This window comes from Vibrio maerlii (assembly GCF_003415655.1).
Taxonomy (GTDB): Bacteria; Pseudomonadota; Gammaproteobacteria; order Enterobacterales; family Vibrionaceae; genus Vibrio; species Vibrio maerlii.
The window spans coordinates 245547-265998 of record NZ_QRHC01000002.1 but is presented as its reverse complement, the minus strand read 5'-3'; the positions used below and the strand labels follow the sequence as shown (position 1 = coordinate 265998).

General features: G+C 45.4%; 13 protein-coding genes and 1 pseudogene. 8 read left to right on the top strand and 6 right to left on the bottom strand.

What is annotated here, in order from left to right:
• Nucleotides 1-98: 98 nt before the first annotated feature.
• Together DPF91_RS02145 and fdhF are read left to right on the top strand one after the other, a co-directional pair.
• Nucleotides 99-2117, top strand: a complete 2019-nt coding sequence (locus tag DPF91_RS02145; protein ID WP_117232783.1) for an alpha-glucosidase — start codon at nucleotides 99-101, stop codon at nucleotides 2115-2117.
• Nucleotides 2118-2399: 282 nt separating this feature from the next.
• Nucleotides 2400-6602 (top strand): formate dehydrogenase subunit alpha, encoded by a 4203-nt coding sequence (gene fdhF / locus DPF91_RS02135; RefSeq protein WP_117232781.1) that lies wholly within the window; start codon nucleotides 2400-2402, stop codon nucleotides 6600-6602.
• 126 nt (nucleotides 6603-6728) lie between these two features.
• On the opposite strand, the gene DPF91_RS02130 is transcribed toward fdhF, so the two are convergent.
• Nucleotides 6729-7406 (bottom strand): SDR family oxidoreductase, encoded by a 678-nt coding sequence (locus DPF91_RS02130; protein ID WP_117232780.1) that lies wholly within the window; start codon nucleotides 7404-7406, stop codon nucleotides 6729-6731.
• Between the two features lie 357 nt (nucleotides 7407-7763).
• On the opposite strand from DPF91_RS02130, the gene DPF91_RS21995 reads away from it, so the two are divergent.
• Complete coding sequence (locus DPF91_RS21995; RefSeq protein WP_164683995.1) at nucleotides 7764-7910, top strand: hypothetical protein; 147 nt, start codon at nucleotides 7764-7766, stop codon at nucleotides 7908-7910.
• Between the two features lie 259 nt (nucleotides 7911-8169).
• On the opposite strand, the gene ptsP is transcribed toward DPF91_RS21995, so the two are convergent.
• From ptsP to dhaK, 3 genes are read right to left on the bottom strand one after another with little or no spacing between them, the layout of a single operon-like run.
• Nucleotides 8170-10560 (bottom strand): phosphoenolpyruvate--protein phosphotransferase, encoded by a 2391-nt coding sequence (ptsP, locus tag DPF91_RS02125; protein ID WP_117232779.1) that lies wholly within the window; start codon nucleotides 10558-10560, stop codon nucleotides 8170-8172.
• 3 nt (nucleotides 10561-10563) lie between these two features.
• Nucleotides 10564-11202 carry a dihydroxyacetone kinase subunit DhaL gene (dhaL, locus tag DPF91_RS02120; RefSeq protein ID WP_117232778.1) on the bottom strand — a complete coding sequence of 213 codons (639 nt, stop codon included), beginning with the start codon at nucleotides 11200-11202 and terminating at the stop codon, nucleotides 10564-10566.
• Nucleotide 11203: 1 nt separating this feature from the next.
• Nucleotides 11204-12268: a dihydroxyacetone kinase subunit DhaK gene (gene dhaK / locus DPF91_RS02115; RefSeq protein ID WP_117232777.1), complete on the bottom strand. Its 1065-nt coding sequence runs from the start codon at nucleotides 12266-12268 to the stop codon at nucleotides 11204-11206.
• 288 nt (nucleotides 12269-12556) lie between these two features.
• On the opposite strand from dhaK, the gene DPF91_RS02110 reads away from it, so the two are divergent.
• The 5 genes and pseudogenes from DPF91_RS02110 (at nucleotide 12557) to DPF91_RS22380 (ending at nucleotide 17463) form a co-directional block, all read left to right on the top strand.
• Complete coding sequence (locus tag DPF91_RS02110) at nucleotides 12557-13642, top strand: glycerol dehydrogenase (protein WP_117232776.1); 1086 nt, start codon at nucleotides 12557-12559, stop codon at nucleotides 13640-13642.
• A gap of 144 nt (nucleotides 13643-13786) precedes the next feature.
• Nucleotides 13787-14128 carry a hypothetical protein gene (locus DPF91_RS02105; RefSeq protein WP_117232775.1) on the top strand — a complete coding sequence of 114 codons (342 nt, stop codon included), beginning with the start codon at nucleotides 13787-13789 and terminating at the stop codon, nucleotides 14126-14128.
• A gap of 54 nt (nucleotides 14129-14182) precedes the next feature.
• Nucleotides 14183-15127 carry an alpha/beta hydrolase gene (locus tag DPF91_RS02100; RefSeq protein WP_117232774.1) on the top strand — a complete coding sequence of 315 codons (945 nt, stop codon included), beginning with the start codon at nucleotides 14183-14185 and terminating at the stop codon, nucleotides 15125-15127.
• Between the two features lie 166 nt (nucleotides 15128-15293).
• The gene (locus DPF91_RS02095; protein ID WP_117232773.1) at nucleotides 15294-16142 is read left to right on the top strand and encodes a GGDEF domain-containing protein; all 849 of its coding nucleotides are present in this window, start codon (nucleotides 15294-15296) and stop codon (nucleotides 16140-16142) included.
• 128 nt (nucleotides 16143-16270) lie between these two features.
• Nucleotides 16271-17463: pseudogene (locus tag DPF91_RS22380) on the top strand (ISL3 family transposase).
• A 213-nt stretch (nucleotides 17464-17676) separates the two neighbouring features.
• Here DPF91_RS22380 and DPF91_RS02080 read toward each other — a convergent pair.
• Nucleotides 17677-19293, bottom strand: a complete 1617-nt coding sequence (locus DPF91_RS02080; RefSeq protein WP_241033740.1) for a methyl-accepting chemotaxis protein — start codon at nucleotides 19291-19293, stop codon at nucleotides 17677-17679.
• A gap of 544 nt (nucleotides 19294-19837) precedes the next feature.
• Complete coding sequence (locus tag DPF91_RS02075; RefSeq protein WP_117232771.1) at nucleotides 19838-20395, bottom strand: sugar O-acetyltransferase; 558 nt, start codon at nucleotides 20393-20395, stop codon at nucleotides 19838-19840.
• Between the last annotated feature and the right edge of the window lie 57 nt (nucleotides 20396-20452).

Sequence of the window (20452 nt, the reverse complement as noted above, 5' to 3'; positions counted from 1 at the left end):
AAAATCTTTAACGCAGTTATCAGCGGTTTTAACAGGCAAGAATGAGCAGATAATTAATGTGATTGGTATATCCCCCAGTTTTAACGTGGAGAGACCCCATGGAATTCCAAATTAACGACGGTAATCTAACCATTACGCATAAAAACCGCGTTGTTTTCCAACATTCTGAAACTAACCCAAGCCTATTTGTCGGTGTGGGTGAAGCAAACTACGACATGTATCGTGGTAACTTCGATATCACAGACTACGTCACTGAGCGTCTTCCACTACGTAAGTTCGACCTTGAAAAGGTTGAAGCGAATTGTCGTGAAAATCTATCTGTATTGTTCAAATTCGACGGTGAACCAGTGATTAACATGCTGGTTTCTGAGACACAAGAAGGTCGTTTGAAGGCTGAGTTTGAAGCTGTCGATAAGAAATTTAATCGCTTCTGGATGCGCGTTGCAGCAACAGAAGAAGAGCGCGTATTTGGTTGTGGTGAGCAGCTAACCTACCTAAACCTACGTGGCAAAAACTTCCCGCTATGGAGCTCTGAACCAGGTGTTGGTCGTAACAAAAACACTTACACAACATGGCAAGCAGACGTAAAAGATAAAGCGGGTGGTGACTACTACACCACTAACTACCCACAACCAACGTTCGTATCTGACAAGAAATACTTCTGCCATTTAGAAACAACGGCTTACGCCGATTTCGACTTTACTCACGCGGAGTACCACGAGCTGCAGTGTTGGAATATTCCTGAGTACCTATTGCTAGACGCGGAAGAATCTTTCCCTGAGCTGATGACTAACATTAGTGACGTATTTGGTCGTCAACCAGCGCTACCAGAGTGGGTATACAACGGCGTGATTCTGGGTATCCAAGGTGGTACTGAAATTACTATCGATAAGGTAACCGCTGCAAAAGAAGCGGGCGTTGAAGTAGCGGGTGCGTGGTGTCAGGACTGGCAAGGCATCAAGATGACATCATTTGGTAAGCGTCTACAGTGGGATTGGCAGTGGAACTCGGACCTATACCCTGGTCTAGATACTAAGATCCATGAACTGAAAGAAGAGGGTGTTCGCTTCCTAGGTTACATTAACCCATACGTACTAGAAGACTTCCCTTTATACAACGAAGCTCTTGAAAAAGGTTACCTAGCTACAAAAGAAGATGGTTCAAAATATGTTGTCGACTTCGGTGAGTTTTACTGTGGCGTCGTTGATTTCACAAATCCTGAAGCATGCGAATGGTACAAAGGTGTAATCAAGTCGAACATGATCGACTTCGGTCTTGATGGTTGGATGGGTGACTTTGGTGAGTACTTACCAACCGACTGTTCACTGCACAATGGTGTGAGCGCGGAGATCGAACACAACAAATGGCCTTACCGCTGGGCGAAAGTTCAACACGAAGCGATTGCGGAAGCAGGTAAGACAAATGACATCTTATTCTTCATGCGAGCTGGCGCAACAGGTATGCAAGGATACTGTCATGCACTTTGGGCCGGTGACCAATCGGTAATCTGGGAGAAGGATGATGGTCTAGCGTCGGTCATTCCAGCAGCGTTATCAGCAGGTTTGATGGGTAACGGTATCAGCCACAGTGACATCGGCGGCTACACAACGCTTCACGGTAATACACGTTCAAAAGAGTTGTTCCAACGCTGGGCAGAGATGGCGGCATTCACCCCAATCATGCGTAGCCACGAAGGTAACCGCCCTGGCGACAACCACCAGTTCGACACGGATGCAGAAACAATGGCTCACCTTGCTCGTATGACGAAGATCTACAAGCACCTTAAGCCATACATCAAGGCAGCCGTTGAAGAAAATGCAACGAAGGGTATGCCGGTTCAGCGTCCGCTGTTCATGCACTATGAGCAAGATGCAGAATCTTACGAGATCAAGTATCAATACCTATTTGGCCGTGACCTGTTAGTCGCACCAGTTTATAACCAAGGTGAGGAAGTGAAAGAACTGTACCTACCAGATGATGAGTGGGTTCATGTTTGGACAGGCGAAATCTTCACTGGTGGCTGGGCGAAAGTCGACGCTCCAGTCGGTCAACCACCGGTGTTCTACCGCAGAAAAGCAGAAAACGTAGAGTTGCTAGAAGCGATTAAGAACTTCTAATCATCGTTCTACAGAATAAAAGCTAATAGTTTCAATTAGCAAACATGAAGGCCCAAGACCTATAAGGTTTTGGGCCTTTCGTTTTTTTTCTGCATCAACTTTGTCATTCCCTACAGCGAGCTCACGAGCGAGATAGGGAATCTCGCTCTTATTTATAAATTTAGCGTTGTGTACCAGAACGAAATGCAATATCCACATATAATTTAAGGTTAAGTGCGACGTGTATCGAACAAACTGAACATTTTCGCCGTCGCATCGGATTACAACACTAGGAGGCGCGTCATGTTAATTACCATTGATGGTAAGTATCGAGTTGTTGAACCAGGATTGACGCTGCTTGAGGCCGCAAAGGTGTGTGGTGTCGAGATCCCATCGCTGTGCGGTTTGAACAAATCTAACGATAAGGTCCCCTGTGATTTATGTGTCGTTGAGCATCGAGATGGGCAGATGCAGCGTGCCTGTGAGCTTGAAGTTAGCCAAGGGCTCGATGTCATTACTCAGTCCGACCGACTAAGTGAGCATCGAGAACAGGCGCTCAACCGTATTCTCAGCGACCATTATGCTGACTGCGAAGCACCATGTAAAACCGCATGTCCTGCCGGTGTCGATATTCAATCTTACCTCTACCATATCTCACAAAATAACCATCAGAAAGCGGTTGAAATCATTAAGCAAACACTACCTATGCCACTCTCTATTGGCCGAGTTTGCCCTGCGTTTTGTGAGTCAGAATGTCGTCGAAGCTTGGTCGATGAGCCCATAGCGATCCGTCAGCTCAAGCGCCACGCAGCTGATGCCGATTTAGCTGCGCATGAAAGCTACCAACCGCCTAAAAAAACGAGTAAAGACAAGCGAATAGCCGTCATAGGTAGCGGCCCAGGCGGACTTACCGCAGGGTACTATTTATCTCTTGAAGGCTATGAGGTGATGGTGTTTGAGTCGATGCCGAAAGCAGGCGGGTGGCTACGTTATGGCATACCTGAGTATCGCTTGCCAAAAGACATCCTAGATAAAGAAATTGAGCTGATGTGTCGTACAGGTATGCAAGTCGAGTGTGACAAACGTTTGGGCTCAGACTTTTCACTGACTAGCCTCAGCCACGACTATGATGCGGTTTGTTTAGCTGTGGGTGCATCGCTCGCCGTCGACATGAAATATCAGGGCAGTGAACTAGGTGGCTGCTACTTGGGCGTGGATTATCTTAAGGACTATGTCACCGAGCAACGATTTACCACTGGGCAAAAAGTGGCAGTGATTGGTGGTGGTAATACCGCGATTGATTGTGCGCGAACGGCGGTGCGTGATGGTGCGGACACGACGATTATTTACCGACGCACACGCAATGAAATGCCTGCCGAGGATTATGAGATCGAAGAAGCCGAACATGAGGGTGTGAAGTTTCATTTCTTAACCAATCCTGTGGAGAATATATCTGACGACAATGGACGAGTATCTGCTGTTCGCTTGGAAAAAATGGTGTTAGGTGAGCCTGATTCATCAGGACGCCGTAGGCCAACTGCGACCGGGGAGTTCTTTATTGAGGAATATGACACGGTCATCGCGGCAGTATCGCAAAAGCCAGATTTAAGTTTCTTAGAAGACGACTCAATCGAGCTGCCACTAACGCGATGGAATACCTCTGAAGTAGACGAAAGTACCCTGCACACTGGGCAAGGCAACATCTTTAGTATTGGTGATTTTCGTCGTGGCCCAGCGACGGCAATTGAGGCGGTCTCTGATGGACGAAAGGTGGCGCAAGCGATTGATAGGTTTTTTGAAGGCAGTATGGATTCTATACCTCAAACGCCTTTTAATGCTCAAAAAGAGAGACGCTTGAAGCAAGTCGATAGCCAATATTTCTCGCATATCACGAAAGTTGCTCGCCAGATTATGCCCGAGCTGACCACAGAGCAAAGAGCACAGAGCTTTTCTGAGGTCGAAACCGGCTTTACCAATGCTGATGCCATAGCGGAAGCTGCTCGCTGTTTGGAGTGTGGCTGTCAGGCCAATACTAACTGCGACCTGCGTGACTATGCGACCGAGTATGGAGCAGTTCAAGGCTTTGATGTGGCTGAACCAGTCGAAATGAAAGAGCCTGAATATTGGTCTAACTATCATTCAATACAGAAGCGTCAGAAGTTCACCATTGATGACAGCTCTCAGTTCATCACATTTGATGCCAACCGCTGTGTGAGCTGTGGTCAGTGTGTTTATGCATGCCGAGATCAGGCGGTACACGGCATCTTGAGTTTCATGTCCAACAAGGATGGCAAGCCAGCCTCCAGACCAGAATTGAGACCTAATTTTGGTTTAGATGGGACCAAGATGGGTGACTCGAACTGTGTTCAATGCGGTGCGTGTATTCAAGTATGCCCAACAGGGGCGTTGACGGATTCGCGAGATAAGGCTCAGGGTAGAGTAGAGGCGCTGAAAGAGATCGACACCATCTGCACCTACTGTGGCGTCGGTTGTAAGCTCACCATGATGGTGGATGAGCAGAGCAATCGAATCCAACACGTCAAAGGGGCCAACTCGCCAGTCAATGAGGGCATGCTTTGCGTGAAAGGACGATTTGGTTTCGATTTTATTCACAGCGAAGAGCGTTTAACGACGCCTCTGATTCGCAAAGATGGTTGGTTGCAGCCAGCGACGTGGGAAGAGGCCATTCAGCTGGTGGCAGATAAGATATCGTCCATCAAGTCGAGCTTTGGTGGGAATGCCTTAGCCGGTTTCTCGTCTGCAAAAACCACCAATGAAGACAACTACGCCTTCCAGAAGTTTATTCGCCGTGAGCTTGGTACGAACAACGTCGATCACTGTGCTCGCTTGTGTCACGCCTCTACGGTAACAGGACTCGAAGCGTCATTGGGTAGTGGTGCAATGACTAATGATATTCCGAGTATTAAACACTCCGATGTTATCTTCATCATAGGGTCTGACACGACTGCTGCACACCCAATTATTGGATCTCATATCAAACAAGCGGTTCGCCACCATGGTGCTCGGTTAATTGTCGCTGACCCGAAACGCGTTGATATCGCTGACCATGCTGAGTTGTACTTGGCGCATCGACCGGGAACGGATGTGATGTTACTTAATGGTGTGATGCAACAAATCATTAAAAACGGTTGGTTTGACCAAGATTATATCGATGAGCGCGTTGATGGCTTTGATACCTTGCTGCAAGAGGTGATGTCGCCAAACTACGCGCTTGATAAGGTTGAGCTGGTAACGGGCGTCAAAGCCGAAGATGTGTTTGCCATGTCTCGCTTGATCGGTACGGCCAAACGCACAGCGGTGTATTACTCGATGGGTATTACTCAGCACACCACAGGCCATGATAATGTCCGCTCTATTGCTAACCTACAGATGCTATGTGGCAACATCGGTATTGAGGGGGGAGGGATCAACCCGCTCCGAGGTCAGTCCAATGTTCAAGGGGCTTGTGATATGGGCGCGCTACCGAACAACTATCCGGGCTATCAGAAAGTCTATAACCCACTCATTCGTCAAAAGTTTGCCATTGAGTGGGATACCAATAATCTCTCAGCAGAGGCTGGACTCACTCTGACAGAAATCATCGATGCAGCCTGCAAACGTGAGGTTCGTGGTTTGTATGTGATGGGCGAAAATCCTGTGTTGAGCGACCCAAATCAAGCTCATGTTATTGAGGGATTGGAAGCACTCGATTTCTTGGTGGTGCAGGATATCTTTTTAACGGAGACGGCGCAGTATGCCGATGTTGTTCTCCCGTCTTGTTCATTTGCAGAGAAATCTGGGCACTTCACTAATACTGAACGCCGCGTTCAGCGAGTGAATCCAGTGGTTAAACCACCGGGTGAGGCGAAAGAGGATTGGCGAATCATTCAATATTTAGCGAATGCGATGGGCAGTGATTGGCACTATCGAGAGGTATCGGACATCACCAATGAAATTGCTCGCGTTACCCCCCAATACGGTGGTTTACGTTGGGAGAACATTACCCCTGAAGGCATTCAATGGCCAAGCAACAAGAATAACCCTGAAGGGACGCGTATTATGCACCGCACTCAGTTTACTCGTGGGCGAGGGCAGATGGAGGCGATTCCATTTAGATATGCTGCTGAGTTACCCGATGAGGAATATCCATTAGTACTTACTACCGGGCGAGTGCTAGAGCAATTCCACACAGGCACCATGACTCGGAAAACTCAGGGTTTGAATAACCTAGCTGGGCCGCGAGCGATGATCAGCGTTGCGGATGCCGAAGCATTGGATATTTGTAATGGTCAACAAATAAAGGTATCCACACGAAGAGGGGAGATCGATATCGCGGCATTTGTGACGAAACGAATTCAGCAAGGTGTGGTGTTTATACCATTCCACTTTGTGGAATCGCCAGTCAACAAACTCACCACGACGGCGACTGATCCTCATGCCAAAATCCCGGAGTTTAAGGTCGCAGCCGTACGGGTAGAAGTCAGTGAAGAAGAAGCTCAGCATTAAAGCGAGTGCTTACCTTCGCTCGGTTTCATTGCACACCTAAACAACAAAGCCAACGTTCATTATCGTTGGCTTTGTTTTGAGTATTGTATTAACTGAGTAGCAAATTGCTTAAGATGCTAAAAGGTATTACTCAACTTCAACTGGTGGCCTGAAGGTCATCTCATGCATGATGAGATCCTCAGGTAACTCAAGAAGTTGAGCAATGGCCGTCGCAACACTTTTAGGATGCATATACTCAGGTCGGTCAGCTTCACGGAAGTTGGTATCTGCACCGCCAGGAAACAAAGACGTTACCTTAATACCGTGTGGTTGAGCCTCTTTCATCAAGACAGCGCTGAAACCAGCAAATCCTTGTTTCATTGCGGTATATACACTCATTGTCTCGCTGGCTCGTTTCGCCACAGTGCTGACGACATTTACGATTTGACCTGCTTTTTTAGGCTTCATTACCTTCAATGCTTCATGGCTCAATAGCATAGGGGCGCGTAGGTTTACCGCGTATTGTTGGTCTATTTCTTCTAAAGTGAGCTCATCAATCGGACACTTGCGAGTGTTCATTCCTGCGTTATTAATCAGTACGTCGATGTGACCTGCCGCTTCGAGTGCAGAGCTGAACATCTCCATCACTTCACTAGCTTGGCTGAGATCGGCTGCGAGAGTTGTGCAACCTGTTAGTTGCTCAAGCTCTAGAAGCTTTTGCTTGTTTCGTCCTGTCGCAACAACTTGGTATCCTTTTTCGCAAAGTAGCTTGGTCAGCTCAAAACCGATGCCGCTAGTGGCACCTGTGACTAATACCTTTTTCATACACATCCTACCGTTTCAATTTCGCTGATGACTAAACGATTGAAATTATACAAGGGTAGGCATGATTCGTGGGTCAAGCTACGCATAAATTTTGTAACAGAACGCTCTGAATGAAAATGAAGCTTTATTAGGCATTTGTATGATTTATTGGTAAGAAATATTGCAAGAAAGCAATTTTTCTCATTTTTGTGGCGTTGAACATGTGTAGCACAGAGATGATGTAAATTGACGGCATACCACTTTTGTCTATTATTGTCATTTAAATGACATTCTGTTGTTGACTTACGGATGGGTGGGGGTAATATTGTGACTAGTTTCACGAATATCCCCATAAAACTGAAAGAAAGGAACAGATTGATGAATGCAATCACAATGACAAACGACCAAGTTCAACCTCTAGTTGAGAAGAAAACTGTTGCACTAGCACGTGAAATTCTTTCTCTAGTTAAAATGACAGCGGTTGTTGCAGTACCAGTTTTGCTACTCAGCTTAGCTTGGGTTTAATACTCTTAACCGATACTTAATACATTTTAATTCTCGTGGCTTGAATCCGAACAGTAGATTCTCCGCGATCAGCGGCCCTCAGTGAAACCTCACACGGAAGGGCAGTTAAAATTCCTACCTAGTAAGAACTCCTATTTAAACAAACCTATACTTGATGACGTTTGCTCGTCACCTAGGTACACCCCTATGTAACGCACAAACAAAAAACCGCAGCTAAATAGCTACGGCTTTGATCTTACGTTCTAACTTAACTAGATAACTAGAGCTCGCGAATCGTTGCTTTTAATGCAGGCAATAGTGAACCACTCGCACTCAGCTTATGTACACCTATGTCGATCAGTGTTTGAGTAACCTTGGTATCACCCGCCATCTCACCACACATGCTCACAGGAATGTCATATTTCTTCGCCGCATCACACGTTGCTTTGATTGCTGCTAGCACTGCTGGTTGATTGTAATCCACAAGTTCAGAGACTGCTGTATTACCACGATCAGCCGCCATCACGTATTGCGTTAAGTCATTGGTACCAATACTAAAGAAATCCGCTTCTTGTGCTAAGGCTTCTGCATTGAGCACCGCTGCTGGCACCTCAATCATGATGCCAACGCGCAGTTTACTTTCCTCTAACCCTAACTCTTGTCTGCACTCAGCAATGAGACGCTTAGATTCGACCAACTCTTCAACGGTTGCGATCATTGGGATCATTAGTTGAATGTTTGGTTGAACCTGATGAGCACGAAGAATTGCTTTGATCTGTGGTTTAAACAACGCGTGATCGCTTAAGCATAGACGTACACCACGTAGACCTAAGAATGGGTTTTCTTCCACAGCCATTGGATAGGTTGGAAGTGGCTTGTCACCACCGACATCTAGGCTACGAATGGTTAGAGGTTTATCCTGCATTGCCGCTGCAATATCACGATAGATCTCAAACTGTTCATCTTCCGTTGGCAAAGCATCACTTGCTTGGAACACGAACTCGGTGCGTAATAGCCCGACACCTTCCGCGCCAGATTCAAGTGCGCCTTTCACATCAGCAAGGCCACCAATGTTTGCCAATACATCAATGGTTTGGCCCGATTGTGTTGTCGCTGACTGGTGGGCTGCCGCTTTCTGTGCGTTTAGCTTTTCTAGCCACGCCTCGCGCTCAGAAACCAGAGCTTGTGCTTGCGGTGCTTGAGCATCTAACCAACATTGGCCACGACCACCATCAACCACCACGGTTTGCTGCTCGCTAACATTGCTCAGAATGCCTTGCGCCTTCACGATTGCCGGGATACCCATTGCACGAGCAATGATGGCACTGTGAGAGGTTTTCCCGCCAGATTCTAAACAGATACCGACAACTTTGGTTGGGTCTAACTGAGCAGTTTGAGAGGGTGATAGATCATGCGCGACAACGACTGTGTTATCTGCAAAGTTGATGGTTTTTTCTGAGATACCATCGAAGCTGAGCAGTGTTTGGCGCAATACATCCCACACATCAGCTTCACGTTCACGCATGTATTCACTGTCAGATCGACGGTATTCATCCGCCAATGCAGTCAATCCATCTTTAAGCGCAATCTCTGCAGTAGAACCATCTTCAACGCGCTGTTCCAATACAAGGATTAAATCAGGATCAGAAAGCATGAGTTGATGAGCTTGGAAGATTTCGGCGTGTTCTTTACCTAGCGTCTTCTCCGCTTCGATTTTTTGACCAGCTAATGCAGAACATGTGTTGTCGATAGCGGTTTTGAGAATTTGCTTTTCTTGTTCAACAGTGGTGAATGTACGCTGCGGGATCTCTGGCATCAGATTATCGAAGAACATCACTTCGCCAATGCCAATACCATCACAAACAGGGATACCACAGATTGCGCCATCCACAATGGCGACGTGAGTCTGAGGCAGCTCGGTTTCTTTGCTGACTATCGGAGCATCAACCGACTCACCAAAGTGGGAATGCGCCAATTTTTCAATCGCTTGTAGTGCTTGAGCAGCATCACTCCCTTCGACATAGAAGGTGATCGATTCATCACATTTCACTGCCAACTTAGCAATCGAATTTAGGCTTTTCGCATTCGCTTTATCGGCATTTCGTTCTAGTTGAATTTGAGACTCAAAACCGGCAAGCGCGCCAACGATAGAGGCAGCAGGACGAGCGTGCAGGCCATGTGGATTTTTCACAAGCCATGAGAAGCTCAAAGCTTCAGCACTTAGTGCTGACTCAACTTCTGAAGTAGATGCTGTTTCTTGAACATCACCCAGGTGTTCTTGCTTTGCTGCCAGACAACCACGTGCTTCTTCAATTACCGCTGAAAGCGGTAAGTCAGCCGACGCTGCAACACTTGCAGCCATAGTACCTTCAACAATCGGTGCTGAGATAAGCGCAATGTTGTCGAGCATATCTGGGTCTAGCAGTTCAAGTGCGGTTTCGGTACTGAGCAGGGCAGAACCCATGTCCATCAGCACCAATACACCGGAGTCATCGTAGACCTCTTCAATCGCCATCATGATACGAATCGTATCGGTGCCGATTGGATTTTCTGGATCATCAATACCGCCAGCCGCTGCAATGCTGCAGCGGCCTTGAGTCATTTGGTTAGCCAGTTCAACGACCCCATTAGCAAGCATTTCGCTATGGGATACAACGACAATACCAACCATAGATTACGCCTCACACACCACGTTGCTAAGCTCTTGAATCATAAGCTTGGTGGAGGTTGCACCTGGGTCTGCGTGACCAACGCTGCGCTCGCCTAGGTAACTTGCACGACCTTTCTTCGCGATCATAGGTACCGTTTTCTCAACAGCTTGTTCTGCAGAAATCGCCATTGCGCTTAGCGAGTTAGATACCGTCGAACCTTGCTCTAGGCAATCTTTTGACGTTGCAATCACGTCCCACCAAACGTCACACATTGTCTTGTCTGCTGGGTTTGCTTTACCACGGCTTACTACACCATCCACACCCGCTTGTAGCGCGTCGGTGAACTCAGCCAGTGTCAGTGCTTCTTTGCCGTTTGCTTTGCTTGCTGCACGGATAAAGAATGTGCCGTAAAGTGGGCCTGAAGCACCGCCTACTTTGCTTAGTAGCGACATGCCAACGGTTTTGAAAATAGTACCGATGTCTTTGTCTTCAACCGTTGGCAGCTTAGATACTACGTCTGCAAAGCCGCGATCCATGTTTAGGCCGTGGTCAGCATCGCCAATCGCAGCGTCTAGTTCCGTCAGCATATCGCGGTTTTGTGCGTACACGTCACCACAGTTGTTTAGCCAAGTAAGGATGTGTTGTTTGTTAATCTCAGACATATTAGCAACCCCAACGTAGAGCAGGTGTATTTACTGGTGCGTTCCAAAGGTCTAGTGTTTCTTTGTCCGCTTTTAGAAGAGTGATAGAGAAGCCTTCCATGTTCAGTGATGTACAGTAATCACCGACCAGTGAGGCTGCGATGTTGAAGCCAGCTTCTGTGATCTCTTTGTGAACCTTACGGTAAGCGCCGTATAGCTCAGACTCTGGTGTGCCACCTAGGCCGTTAACCAATACGATTAGGTCATCACCAGTATTGAATTCTTCGGTAGTGACTTCGTTTTCTACCCAATCGCCAGCTTCACGATCCCAAGTGCGGATAGTACGAGTGTAAGGCTGAGAGCCCATTAATTCTTCAAGCATCTGAGAAGTGGTAGTGTCGACATCTTTGTATTCGCGGCGCTCAATGCCCGCTTCACCGTGGATACCTACGCCAAACTCCATTTCATTATCTTCTAGCGTGAAAGATGGCTTGCCGTTTGCCGGAACCACACATGCAGAAAGAGCAACACCAAATGAGCGAGAGCGGTTATTCAGTTTTGCTGCCAGTTGTTCACAGTAATCAATGTCTTTGCCTGCTTGTGCTGCTGCGCCAACGATCTTTTCGATCAATACCGTAGCTGCTACACCACGACGGCCTGCTGTGTACGCTGAATCCTTTACTGCCACGTCGTCATCGATCAGTACAGAACCAACCTTGATGCCTTCCATGTGCAGCATTTCTACTGCCATTTCGAAGTTCAGTACGTCACCAGTGTAGTTTTTGATGAAGTAAAGCACGCCTTCCTCGTTTGGAATAGCTTTACCACATTCGATCATTTGATCTGGCGTTGGAGACGTGAATACTGCGCCAGGGCAAGCGGCGGTTAGCATGCCTTCACCAATGAAACCTGCGTGCAGAGGCTCGTGACCAGAACCACCACCTGATACCAAGGATACTTTGCCTTGATTCTTGTCGTGATAGATGAAGTATGGATCCGTGTTTAGTTTTAGCTCTGGGTGAGCGAGAACAAGACCTTCGACTTGTTCAGACACAACGTCTTCTACGCGATTGATTAGTTTTTTCATTATTAGTACTTCTTATTCGAAAGTTTAAGTAGGGTTCAGGTTATGCTTCCTGATACTGGGCTTCTATTTGTAAGATATATGACAAAAATCGACAGAAAAGTGACATGGCTCAAATTTGATAAATTATCCATGTATACGTTTACACAAATGTGTCCTTGCTCACTGTGTGGATTTTATTTTACTGGTTATATGAAGGTGTTCCTAAGGGCGAAATGCCCACATACAGATACAAAGAGGTCGTAAGACCCATATAAAAACCAATAACTTACAAATTTTAAGAGGCCCTACATGGATAAGATCATCATTTCACCAAGCAAATATGTACAAGGCGCAAATGTGCTAGGCAGCATCGGTGAATACGTGAAACCACTTGGTACTAAGGTTTTAGCAATTGCAGACGGTTTTGTAGCTGAGCTGGTTGGCGCTCAAGTACAAACAAGCTGTGACCAAGCGGATGTAGAACTATCTCTAGAGCAGTTCGGTGGCGAATGTAGCCGTCCTGAAATTGAGCGTCTAATTGAAAAAGCGAACGCATTTGGTGCAGAAGTGATCGTGGGTATCGGTGGTGGTAAAACACTGGATACAGCGAAAGCAATGGCGTTCTACTCAAAACTGCCTGTGGTTGTTGTACCGACTATCGCATCTACTGACGCACCAACCAGTGCGCTATCAGTAATCTACACTGAAGAAGGTGAATTCAGCGAGTACCTGCTGTACCCGAGCAACCCGAACATGGTGATCATGGATACGCAAATCATCGCGGGTGCGCCAACGCGTCTATTAGTTGCGGGTATGGGTGATGCTCTATCTACTTACTTTGAAGCGCGTGCAAATGCTGCTTCTGGTAAAGCGACGATGGCGGGCGGTGCACCAACACGTTCAGCTCAGGCTCTAGCGAAGCTGTGTTACGAAACGCTGATCGCAGATGGCCTAAAAGCGAAGATTGCTTGTGACCAAAACCTATCGTCTACTGCAGTAGAAAACATCATTGAAGCAAACACTTACCTAAGTGGTATCGGTTTTGAATCTTCAGGTCTTGCTGCGGCTCACGCGATTCACAATGGTCTAACTAAGCTAGAAGAGTGTCACCACCTATACCACGGTGAGAAGGTAGCATTCGGTACTCTTACTCAGTTAGTACTTGAAAACGCTCCAATGGAAGAGATCAACGAAGTGATCACTTTCTGTCGCTCTGTGGGTCTACCAACGAACCTGAAAGAGATGGGTGTATCGGAAATCAATCGTGACAAGCTACTAGAAGTAGCGGAAGCATCATGTGCAGAGGGTGAAACTATCCACAACATGCCATTTGTGGTTACACCTGAGCTAGTGCTTTCTGCAATGCTGACGGCGAACGAGCTAGGCTCTCTTTAATCTCGAGCACAATATCTAAAATTTAGATCTCAAATGGGCTGTCGAGTTTCTCGGCGGCCCATTTTTTCATTGGTCGTTTAGGCACAACCAACGTGATAGCTTATTCGCTGTTATATTGGTGCTGTGTTTAAGGAAGGATGAGTTATGCAAGCAGAACTGAAAACGCTAATTGAATCCAAAGATGTTATCGTGCTGACCAGTTTCGAAAAAGTTGCGGCCTCTTGGTTGCTAGAACAATGCAAAGGCGACTCCGACATTCTGGTGATGGAAGATGCTCATGACGTTGATACTCAGTCAATCGTAACGTTTATCCGTCAAGGTCTTAGTGAGAATAAGAAATTAATCCTTACCGCGCAATTTCGTAGCCAACTACCCATTATCAATATCGCTTCGATATGTAACGAACAACGTAAATCACTCATTAATATTGAGCTCTCTGGTTGGGATCAAGATAAAGCGCAGCCGGATTCATTCAGTAGCTTCTGATAGCGATAAATTTAGGAATTTGCCGCTGACACTGAAAAGCAAAGGGAATAAATAGTGTATAAGTCCATCGCGTTAATTTGTATCGTCTTGTCTGGGGTATTCGCTTTTGGGCCAAGGGTACAGGTTGAGCATCATATAAAGCCTCAAGCAACATCTCCTCAAGCATTTTTGTCGAGTGAAGTTGCGTCGCTAGGTATCATTGATGGAACCGAAAAGCGAATCCTGATGCAGGATGATTCAGTAGAAAAAACGCCTTATTCCGTGGTGTATTTGCATGGTTTCTCATCTTCTCGCCAAGAACTCGCTCCCGTCCCTGAGTGGGTAGCGAATCGACTGGGTGCTAACTTGATAGAGACGCGATTATCCGGCCATGGCAGGGACAGTGACGCAATGGGTGAACCTAATGTCGAAGATTGGTTGAGTGATGCGGCTGAAGCCTGTCAGCTTGCCAAGCAACTCGGTGAGCAAGTGGTGCTCATCGGAACCTCGACAGGTGGCACATTAGCGGTTTGGCTAGGAAGTCAGCCATGGTGTAGTGAGAGTCTTGCGGCCATTATTTTAGTCTCACCAAATTTTGGTCCCAAGGACACAAACAGTGAAATGCTGTTGCTTCCTTGGGGTGAACAACTTGCACGTTCGGTTGTTGGAAAGTATCGAGGCTTTAAACCTCGCAATGATCTGCACGCTAAATACTGGACAGAAACCTATCATTCGCGTGCTCTGGTGACCATGATGGGCACGGTAGAAACCACGCGGCGATTGCTAGATCATGTTGAAGTACCGGTATTAACTCTCTATTCGCCAAAGGACAGGGTTGTCGATACCGAGTTAATCCTTTATCACGCAAATCGAATGACCAATCCCAACAATCAAATCACTCCTTTTGAGCATTCAAAGGACTATGTTCAGCATCTGCTTGCTGGCGATATATTGTCACCAAGTTCAAATCAAAAGCTGACGGATGTGATTGTGGATTATCTAAAAGGGTTAAATAGATGATGTTGAATTGTGATAAATCGACAATAAGTCGTGAGTACTCGCACATATTGCTCGGGTGATTGAGTTAATAAACCTTATATTCTCGTCATTGTGATTTGTATAGATTAATATCTTTTATTGATTTAGTATTTTTAGTCACGATTTAATTGATTCTCTATTGCCTCCCATGGATAAATTTGTCGCCATCTTGTTAGGTATCTTTGCTACCTCGTTCTTTTGTCTCTTTCATATAGCTGATTTTTCTAGCTTTATCTTTGAGTATGTAACGCTTATTGTCGTTATGTTTGTATTTTTCGTCGGATACGAGACATTTGTTCCAGTAGTTAGAGGCGGATTTTTGCTGCTGTTGGGGAATAAGGTCTTCGAATGTATGGAGGAAGTGCAAGAGTTTCAACCTTGGTTGAATGATCATGAAATCATAGATTTCTTGCTGGGAGATGTACTTGCTTTAGCTGGAATCGTTTTGATAGCCATTGGGGTTCAGTTGAGATTGAGCAGACAAAAGCAGTTGTTGAATCGAGATGCTCATACCAACGCTTACAACAAGTTTGCTATCGAGCGAATCACTCAAACAGAGCTTGAGAAGGGTGAGAAAAAGAAACGCAACACATCGATACTTATTGTTGATGTCGATCACTTTAAGCATTTTAATGACTCCCATGGGCACCAACTTGGGGATGAAGTGTTAATCTCTGTGAAGAAACACCTACAAGAGAACATTCGGTCCTCTGATTACCTAGCGCGTTGGGGAGGCGACGAGTTTGTGATTACCTGCCCAAATACTTCAGAAAGCGAAGCCATTAAGATTATGGAGCGTATTCAAAGTAGCGCAACTCAATCGCTGTCAATCAAATCTATTCCTATTCGATTGAGCATTGGCGCAGCAACTTCTTTATACTCAATCGACACCTTTAGCCGAATTTTTCGTGAAGCTGACAGGGCGCTCTATCAGGTAAAAGAGCAAGGAAGAAACGGTTACAAGCATTATCAAAATAACGATTTAGTCAGTTGTTAAACACCGGGTATGGATCAGAAAGGGGCTTATTCAAGGTTCTTCGCAGGTAAGCGGGAACTGAAAACAAAAACGGTAGTTAGTGGTAAGGTTACATCGCCAAACACAACCTTTCACAGACTACCGTTTTCATGCCGAATAATACTTTCCTATCGTCATTCTGGGAAGGCTTTCAGATCGTAAAGTCTCATAAAACTGACTCATTAATATCTATCACCCTAGTTCCTGACTCAATTGCATTCTGCCCTTGCGGTAGAGCCTCTGAGTCTATCCACGATACTCAGTGGCGAACGCTTAAAGAAGCGATGATCCTTGGCACACTTGTCGAGTTACTCGTCCAGACTCGACGTATCAAATGCTTTAGCTGTGGCATTAAAACTGAAGCTATCTCTTGGGTTAAGCCATACTCTCGCCTCACTAACCGACTGATTGAGTACATTGAAAAACTACTACCACTTTTACCCTTCAAGCATATTTCTGAGCTTACTGGTGTGCACTGGCACACCATTAAAGAGGTGGATAAGCAACGCTTAAAGCGTGTGGTGCCTGACGTTCCATGGAGTCAGTTGCGTCAACTCGTCAAGGACGAATTTGCCATATCAAGGGGCATCGTTATGCCACAGTTATCGCAGATGCACAAACGCACCAAGTGCTCTGGATTGGTCTAGGTAGAGCACGAAAGGACATACGTCCCTTCTTTGAAAATCTTGGAGAATACGCTCAAAATATCGAAGTTGTGGCAATGGATATGAACACAGCTTTTGACCTAGAAGTCCAAGCTCATTGTCCTAATGCACGTATCGTGTATGACCTCTTTCATGTCGTCGCTAAGTTTGGTCGAGAAGTGATGGATAGGGTCCGAGTTGATCAAGCGAATCAACTGAAAGATGACAAAAATGCTCGGCGTTGGATCAAACGCTCCCGTTGGGTGCTACTGAAAAATCAAGAGAACTTAAACACTAAGCAACAGAGTTATCTGGATGAGATACTTGCGGTCAATCGTGACTTAATGGTGACCCATTTGCTAGGTGCTCAACTCAAAGAGCTCTGGTATTGCAGCTCAGAGAAACAGACTAATGAACTCTGGGAGGTGTGGTGGCAACAGGTCCATGAAAGTGGGATCAAACCGCTCATAGACTTTGCTAGAAAACTGAAACCCTATCTTCATGGGATAGTGGCGTCAGCTACATATCATCTAAATACATGTACTTTGGAAGGGATCAATAACAAGATTAAGCTAATCAAAAGAATGGGCTATGGATACCGAGATACGGAATACTTCTTTATGAAGATAATAGCGGCTTTCCCCGGAAAGCCGCAATGAACCTACTTTGAGCACCGCGTAATATTGTGAGCTTCACATCTTTGCTCATGATCATTGCCCCGAATAAATGTGGAGTTTATGGGGTGCTCTACTGTCATTTTGATGATCGAATTAATGTGAGCTGAGTAACATTTTTTAATTTTATGGGGTGGTGTTTTATAAATGAAGGTTGATGCGAATAGTGATTCTCGCTACTCGCATCTGTTTTAGTCTCTAGCTCAACTTGAAGTAATTAAGCTGTTGTTGGAGTTCCTCTGCTAATATCACCATTTCTTGAATTTGAATTGCCAAGTGCTCAGTAGCTTGGCTTATTTCTCCAGTTGAGAGGTGTATAGTTGAAACGTTTTCACTCATATCGTTCGCGACGCTGCCTTGTTGTTCTGCCGCAGCGGCAATTTGTGCGACCATGTTATTGGTTTGATCGAGAGCTCCTTCCATATTATTGAGAGCTTCTTTCGTTTCATTGGCAACGACAACTGTGGAGTTTATATTTACATTGTTGGCTTCCATCACCGCCACTACCTTATCTGCCTGAGAGTACAATGTATTAATTGTTTTTTGGACTTCATCTGTTGAGGCTTGCGTTCGACTTGCAAGATTGCGTACCTCGTCGGAAACCACGGCAAACCCTCGACCTTGTTCACCTGCTCGGGCAGCTTCAATGGCAGCGTTTAGCGCCAAAAGACTCGTTTGTTCTGAGACTTCGTTGATAACCTGAACCACCGCTCCAATATTGTCGACCCCTTGTTTTAACTGGTTCATCAATTGGGATGTTTCATTTATTGAATTCGAAATGGTGGTAACTTCTTCTAACGTTGAGTTCATGCTATCGCTGCAGTCTTTAGAAAGTCGAGCGACGTCGTTTGTATATTTAGAAGTATGCTCGGCGTTGCTCCCCACTTCTTGAATGGTGCTCGACATCTCAGTCATGGCTGTCGATATCTGCTCAAGTTGATAGTTTTGTGAAGCAATACTTGAAGCATTCTCCTCACTAGTAGAAGCGATACTTTGAGATAGGGTACTGGCTTTGAGCGCGGTATCAGTTGATAGCGTCAGAGTCTTTAACATTGTTGATTGTAATTTGGATAAACTCTGGGATAGCTGGCCCACTTCGTCGCGACGGTTAAGTTTAATTTCGTTTGTTAGGTCTCCGTTTGACATGTCTTGAAGCCTAACAAGCAGCTTATCAATCGGCTTAATGATACTGTTTCCGATAATCATATTGGCGACAAACATGATTAACAAAATGAAAAGAGCCAAGCTCGCTTGAAGGATAACTTGATCAGTAAAGGCGTCATCGAGATCGGAAACAAATAGTCCAGAACCAATGATCCAATCCCATTGAGCTATGTAGCTTACATAAGAGATCTTATCGTGTTCTTCACCATTAGGAGCTATCCATAAATAATCAAGGCCACCACGACCAGTGGTTGTGGCTATTCTAGACATCTCGCGCCAATGATACTGACCCGCACCATCTTGAATATTAGTCATATCATTCCCAATAGAACTTGGTCTAAGGGGGTGCATGACTAAGTTATTTGCTGTGTCTGTTATCCAGAAATAATTGTTGTCTTCATAACGAAGAGAAGATAGTGCTTGCTTGGCCATTTGCTGGGCTTGCAGTGATGAGAGGTCGCTACGATTTCGATAATACTCAACTAGAGAAACGGCAGTCTCTATTTGATCTTCCAGTTTATTGCGGCGTTCGGATAGCTGTTGTTCCTTTTGTAATAGAAGGCTAAGTACACTCATAAGTATGATTAACACTCCAGTTAATAATACTATTAACTGTAATTTTAACTTGATCGATATGTTTTTTAATCCCACTGGTGGTTCCTTTGAATTTTCATAATCCGTTATTTAAATTACAATCGTATCATGCGGTCTTATAACATAGAATAGCCTGGTTATAGTTGGTCAAGTTAATTAATACACAACCGATAGATTATTATTATTGTTAGATTGGAGGTATATTAATAAGTTATTTATTTGATGTGTATTTAGTTTGGTAGGTGCTTGCTAAATATAAATGATTATTTGTAAATTTTTCTTATTATTTGATGAGGTTTTGAACGGTTCTTGATTATAAGTGAAAGTAATTGAACTACTTAATCACATTACAAAAAGTCACCAAGGAAAGATCGATGTGCCTTTGAAGTGCTAGTCTCTGTCACGAAACACCTGCAAGAGAACATTCGGTCCTCTGATTACCTAGCGCGCTCTATCAGGTTAAAGAGCAAGGAAGAAACGGCTATAAGCATTATGAAAACAACGATTTAGTCAGTTATTAAACACCGGGTATGGATCAGAAAGGGGCTTGCTTAAGCCCCCTTTGCTGTTATAAGCCCCTTGGTTGCTTTTGCTAGTTTGCTTACTCATTTTCATGGATATGACGAATCAGCTTGGCAGGTGTACCGCCGTATAGACTATCAGGTGGTATGTCAGAGTTTACGACCGAGTTTGACGCAATGACAGACCGAGCGCCTATTGTGACACCTTGGTTAATCACTACATTGCCACCAATCCAAACATCATCTTCAACCGTGATGGGTTTGCAGGAGGTTTCCCAGCGACGGCGGCTGCGGTAATCAAGGGAATGGCTTGCTGTGTAGAACTGAGTGTTAGGGCCGATTAGGATATTATTTCCAATGCTGATCTTTGCTCCATCAAGCATGGTGACATTCATGTTGATGAAAGTGCTTTCCCCGATAAAGATTGTCTTGCCAAATTCACAGTGAAATGGGGAGCGAATTATACTATTCGCGGGCATCTCTCCCATTAACTGATGCAACAACTCACTGCGTTGTGAGCCATCGATGGTCTGATTCAGTGTTTGCAATAGTTGCGACGCTTGGTCTCGAGTATCATTGATGTACTGGTCGCCACCATCAAAGTCTTCGCCCGCCATCATCTTTTCAAATTCAGTCATTGTCATTCCATCTTCTATATTTGATGAGCTAGAAGGGAGTACTAGCCCACTATAAGT

Bases quoted from the DNA above. Each gene is read 5' to 3' on its own strand.
- DPF91_RS02110 (WP_117232776.1), top strand. From the start codon at position 12,557: ATGGATAAGATCATCATTTCACCAAGCAAATATGTACAAGGCGCAAAT.
- dhaL (WP_117232778.1), bottom strand. From the start codon at position 11,202: ATGTCTGAGATTAACAAACAACACATCCTTACTTGGCTAAACAACTGT.
- DPF91_RS02130 (WP_117232780.1), bottom strand. From the start codon at position 7,406: ATGAAAAAGGTATTAGTCACAGGTGCCACTAGCGGCATCGGTTTTGAG.
- DPF91_RS02075 (WP_117232771.1), bottom strand. From the start codon at position 20,395: ATGACTGAATTTGAAAAGATGATGGCGGGCGAAGACTTTGATGGTGGC.
- DPF91_RS21995 (WP_164683995.1), top strand. From the start codon at position 7,764: ATGAATGCAATCACAATGACAAACGACCAAGTTCAACCTCTAGTTGAG.
- dhaK (WP_117232777.1), bottom strand. From the start codon at position 12,268: ATGAAAAAACTAATCAATCGCGTAGAAGACGTTGTGTCTGAACAAGTC.
- fdhF (WP_117232781.1), top strand. From the start codon at position 2,400: ATGTTAATTACCATTGATGGTAAGTATCGAGTTGTTGAACCAGGATTG.
- ptsP (WP_117232779.1), bottom strand. From the start codon at position 10,560: ATGGTTGGTATTGTCGTTGTATCCCATAGCGAAATGCTTGCTAATGGG.
- DPF91_RS02095 (WP_117232773.1), top strand. From the start codon at position 15,294: ATGGATAAATTTGTCGCCATCTTGTTAGGTATCTTTGCTACCTCGTTC.
- DPF91_RS02145 (WP_117232783.1), top strand. From the start codon at position 99: ATGGAATTCCAAATTAACGACGGTAATCTAACCATTACGCATAAAAAC.
- DPF91_RS02105 (WP_117232775.1), top strand. From the start codon at position 13,787: ATGCAAGCAGAACTGAAAACGCTAATTGAATCCAAAGATGTTATCGTG.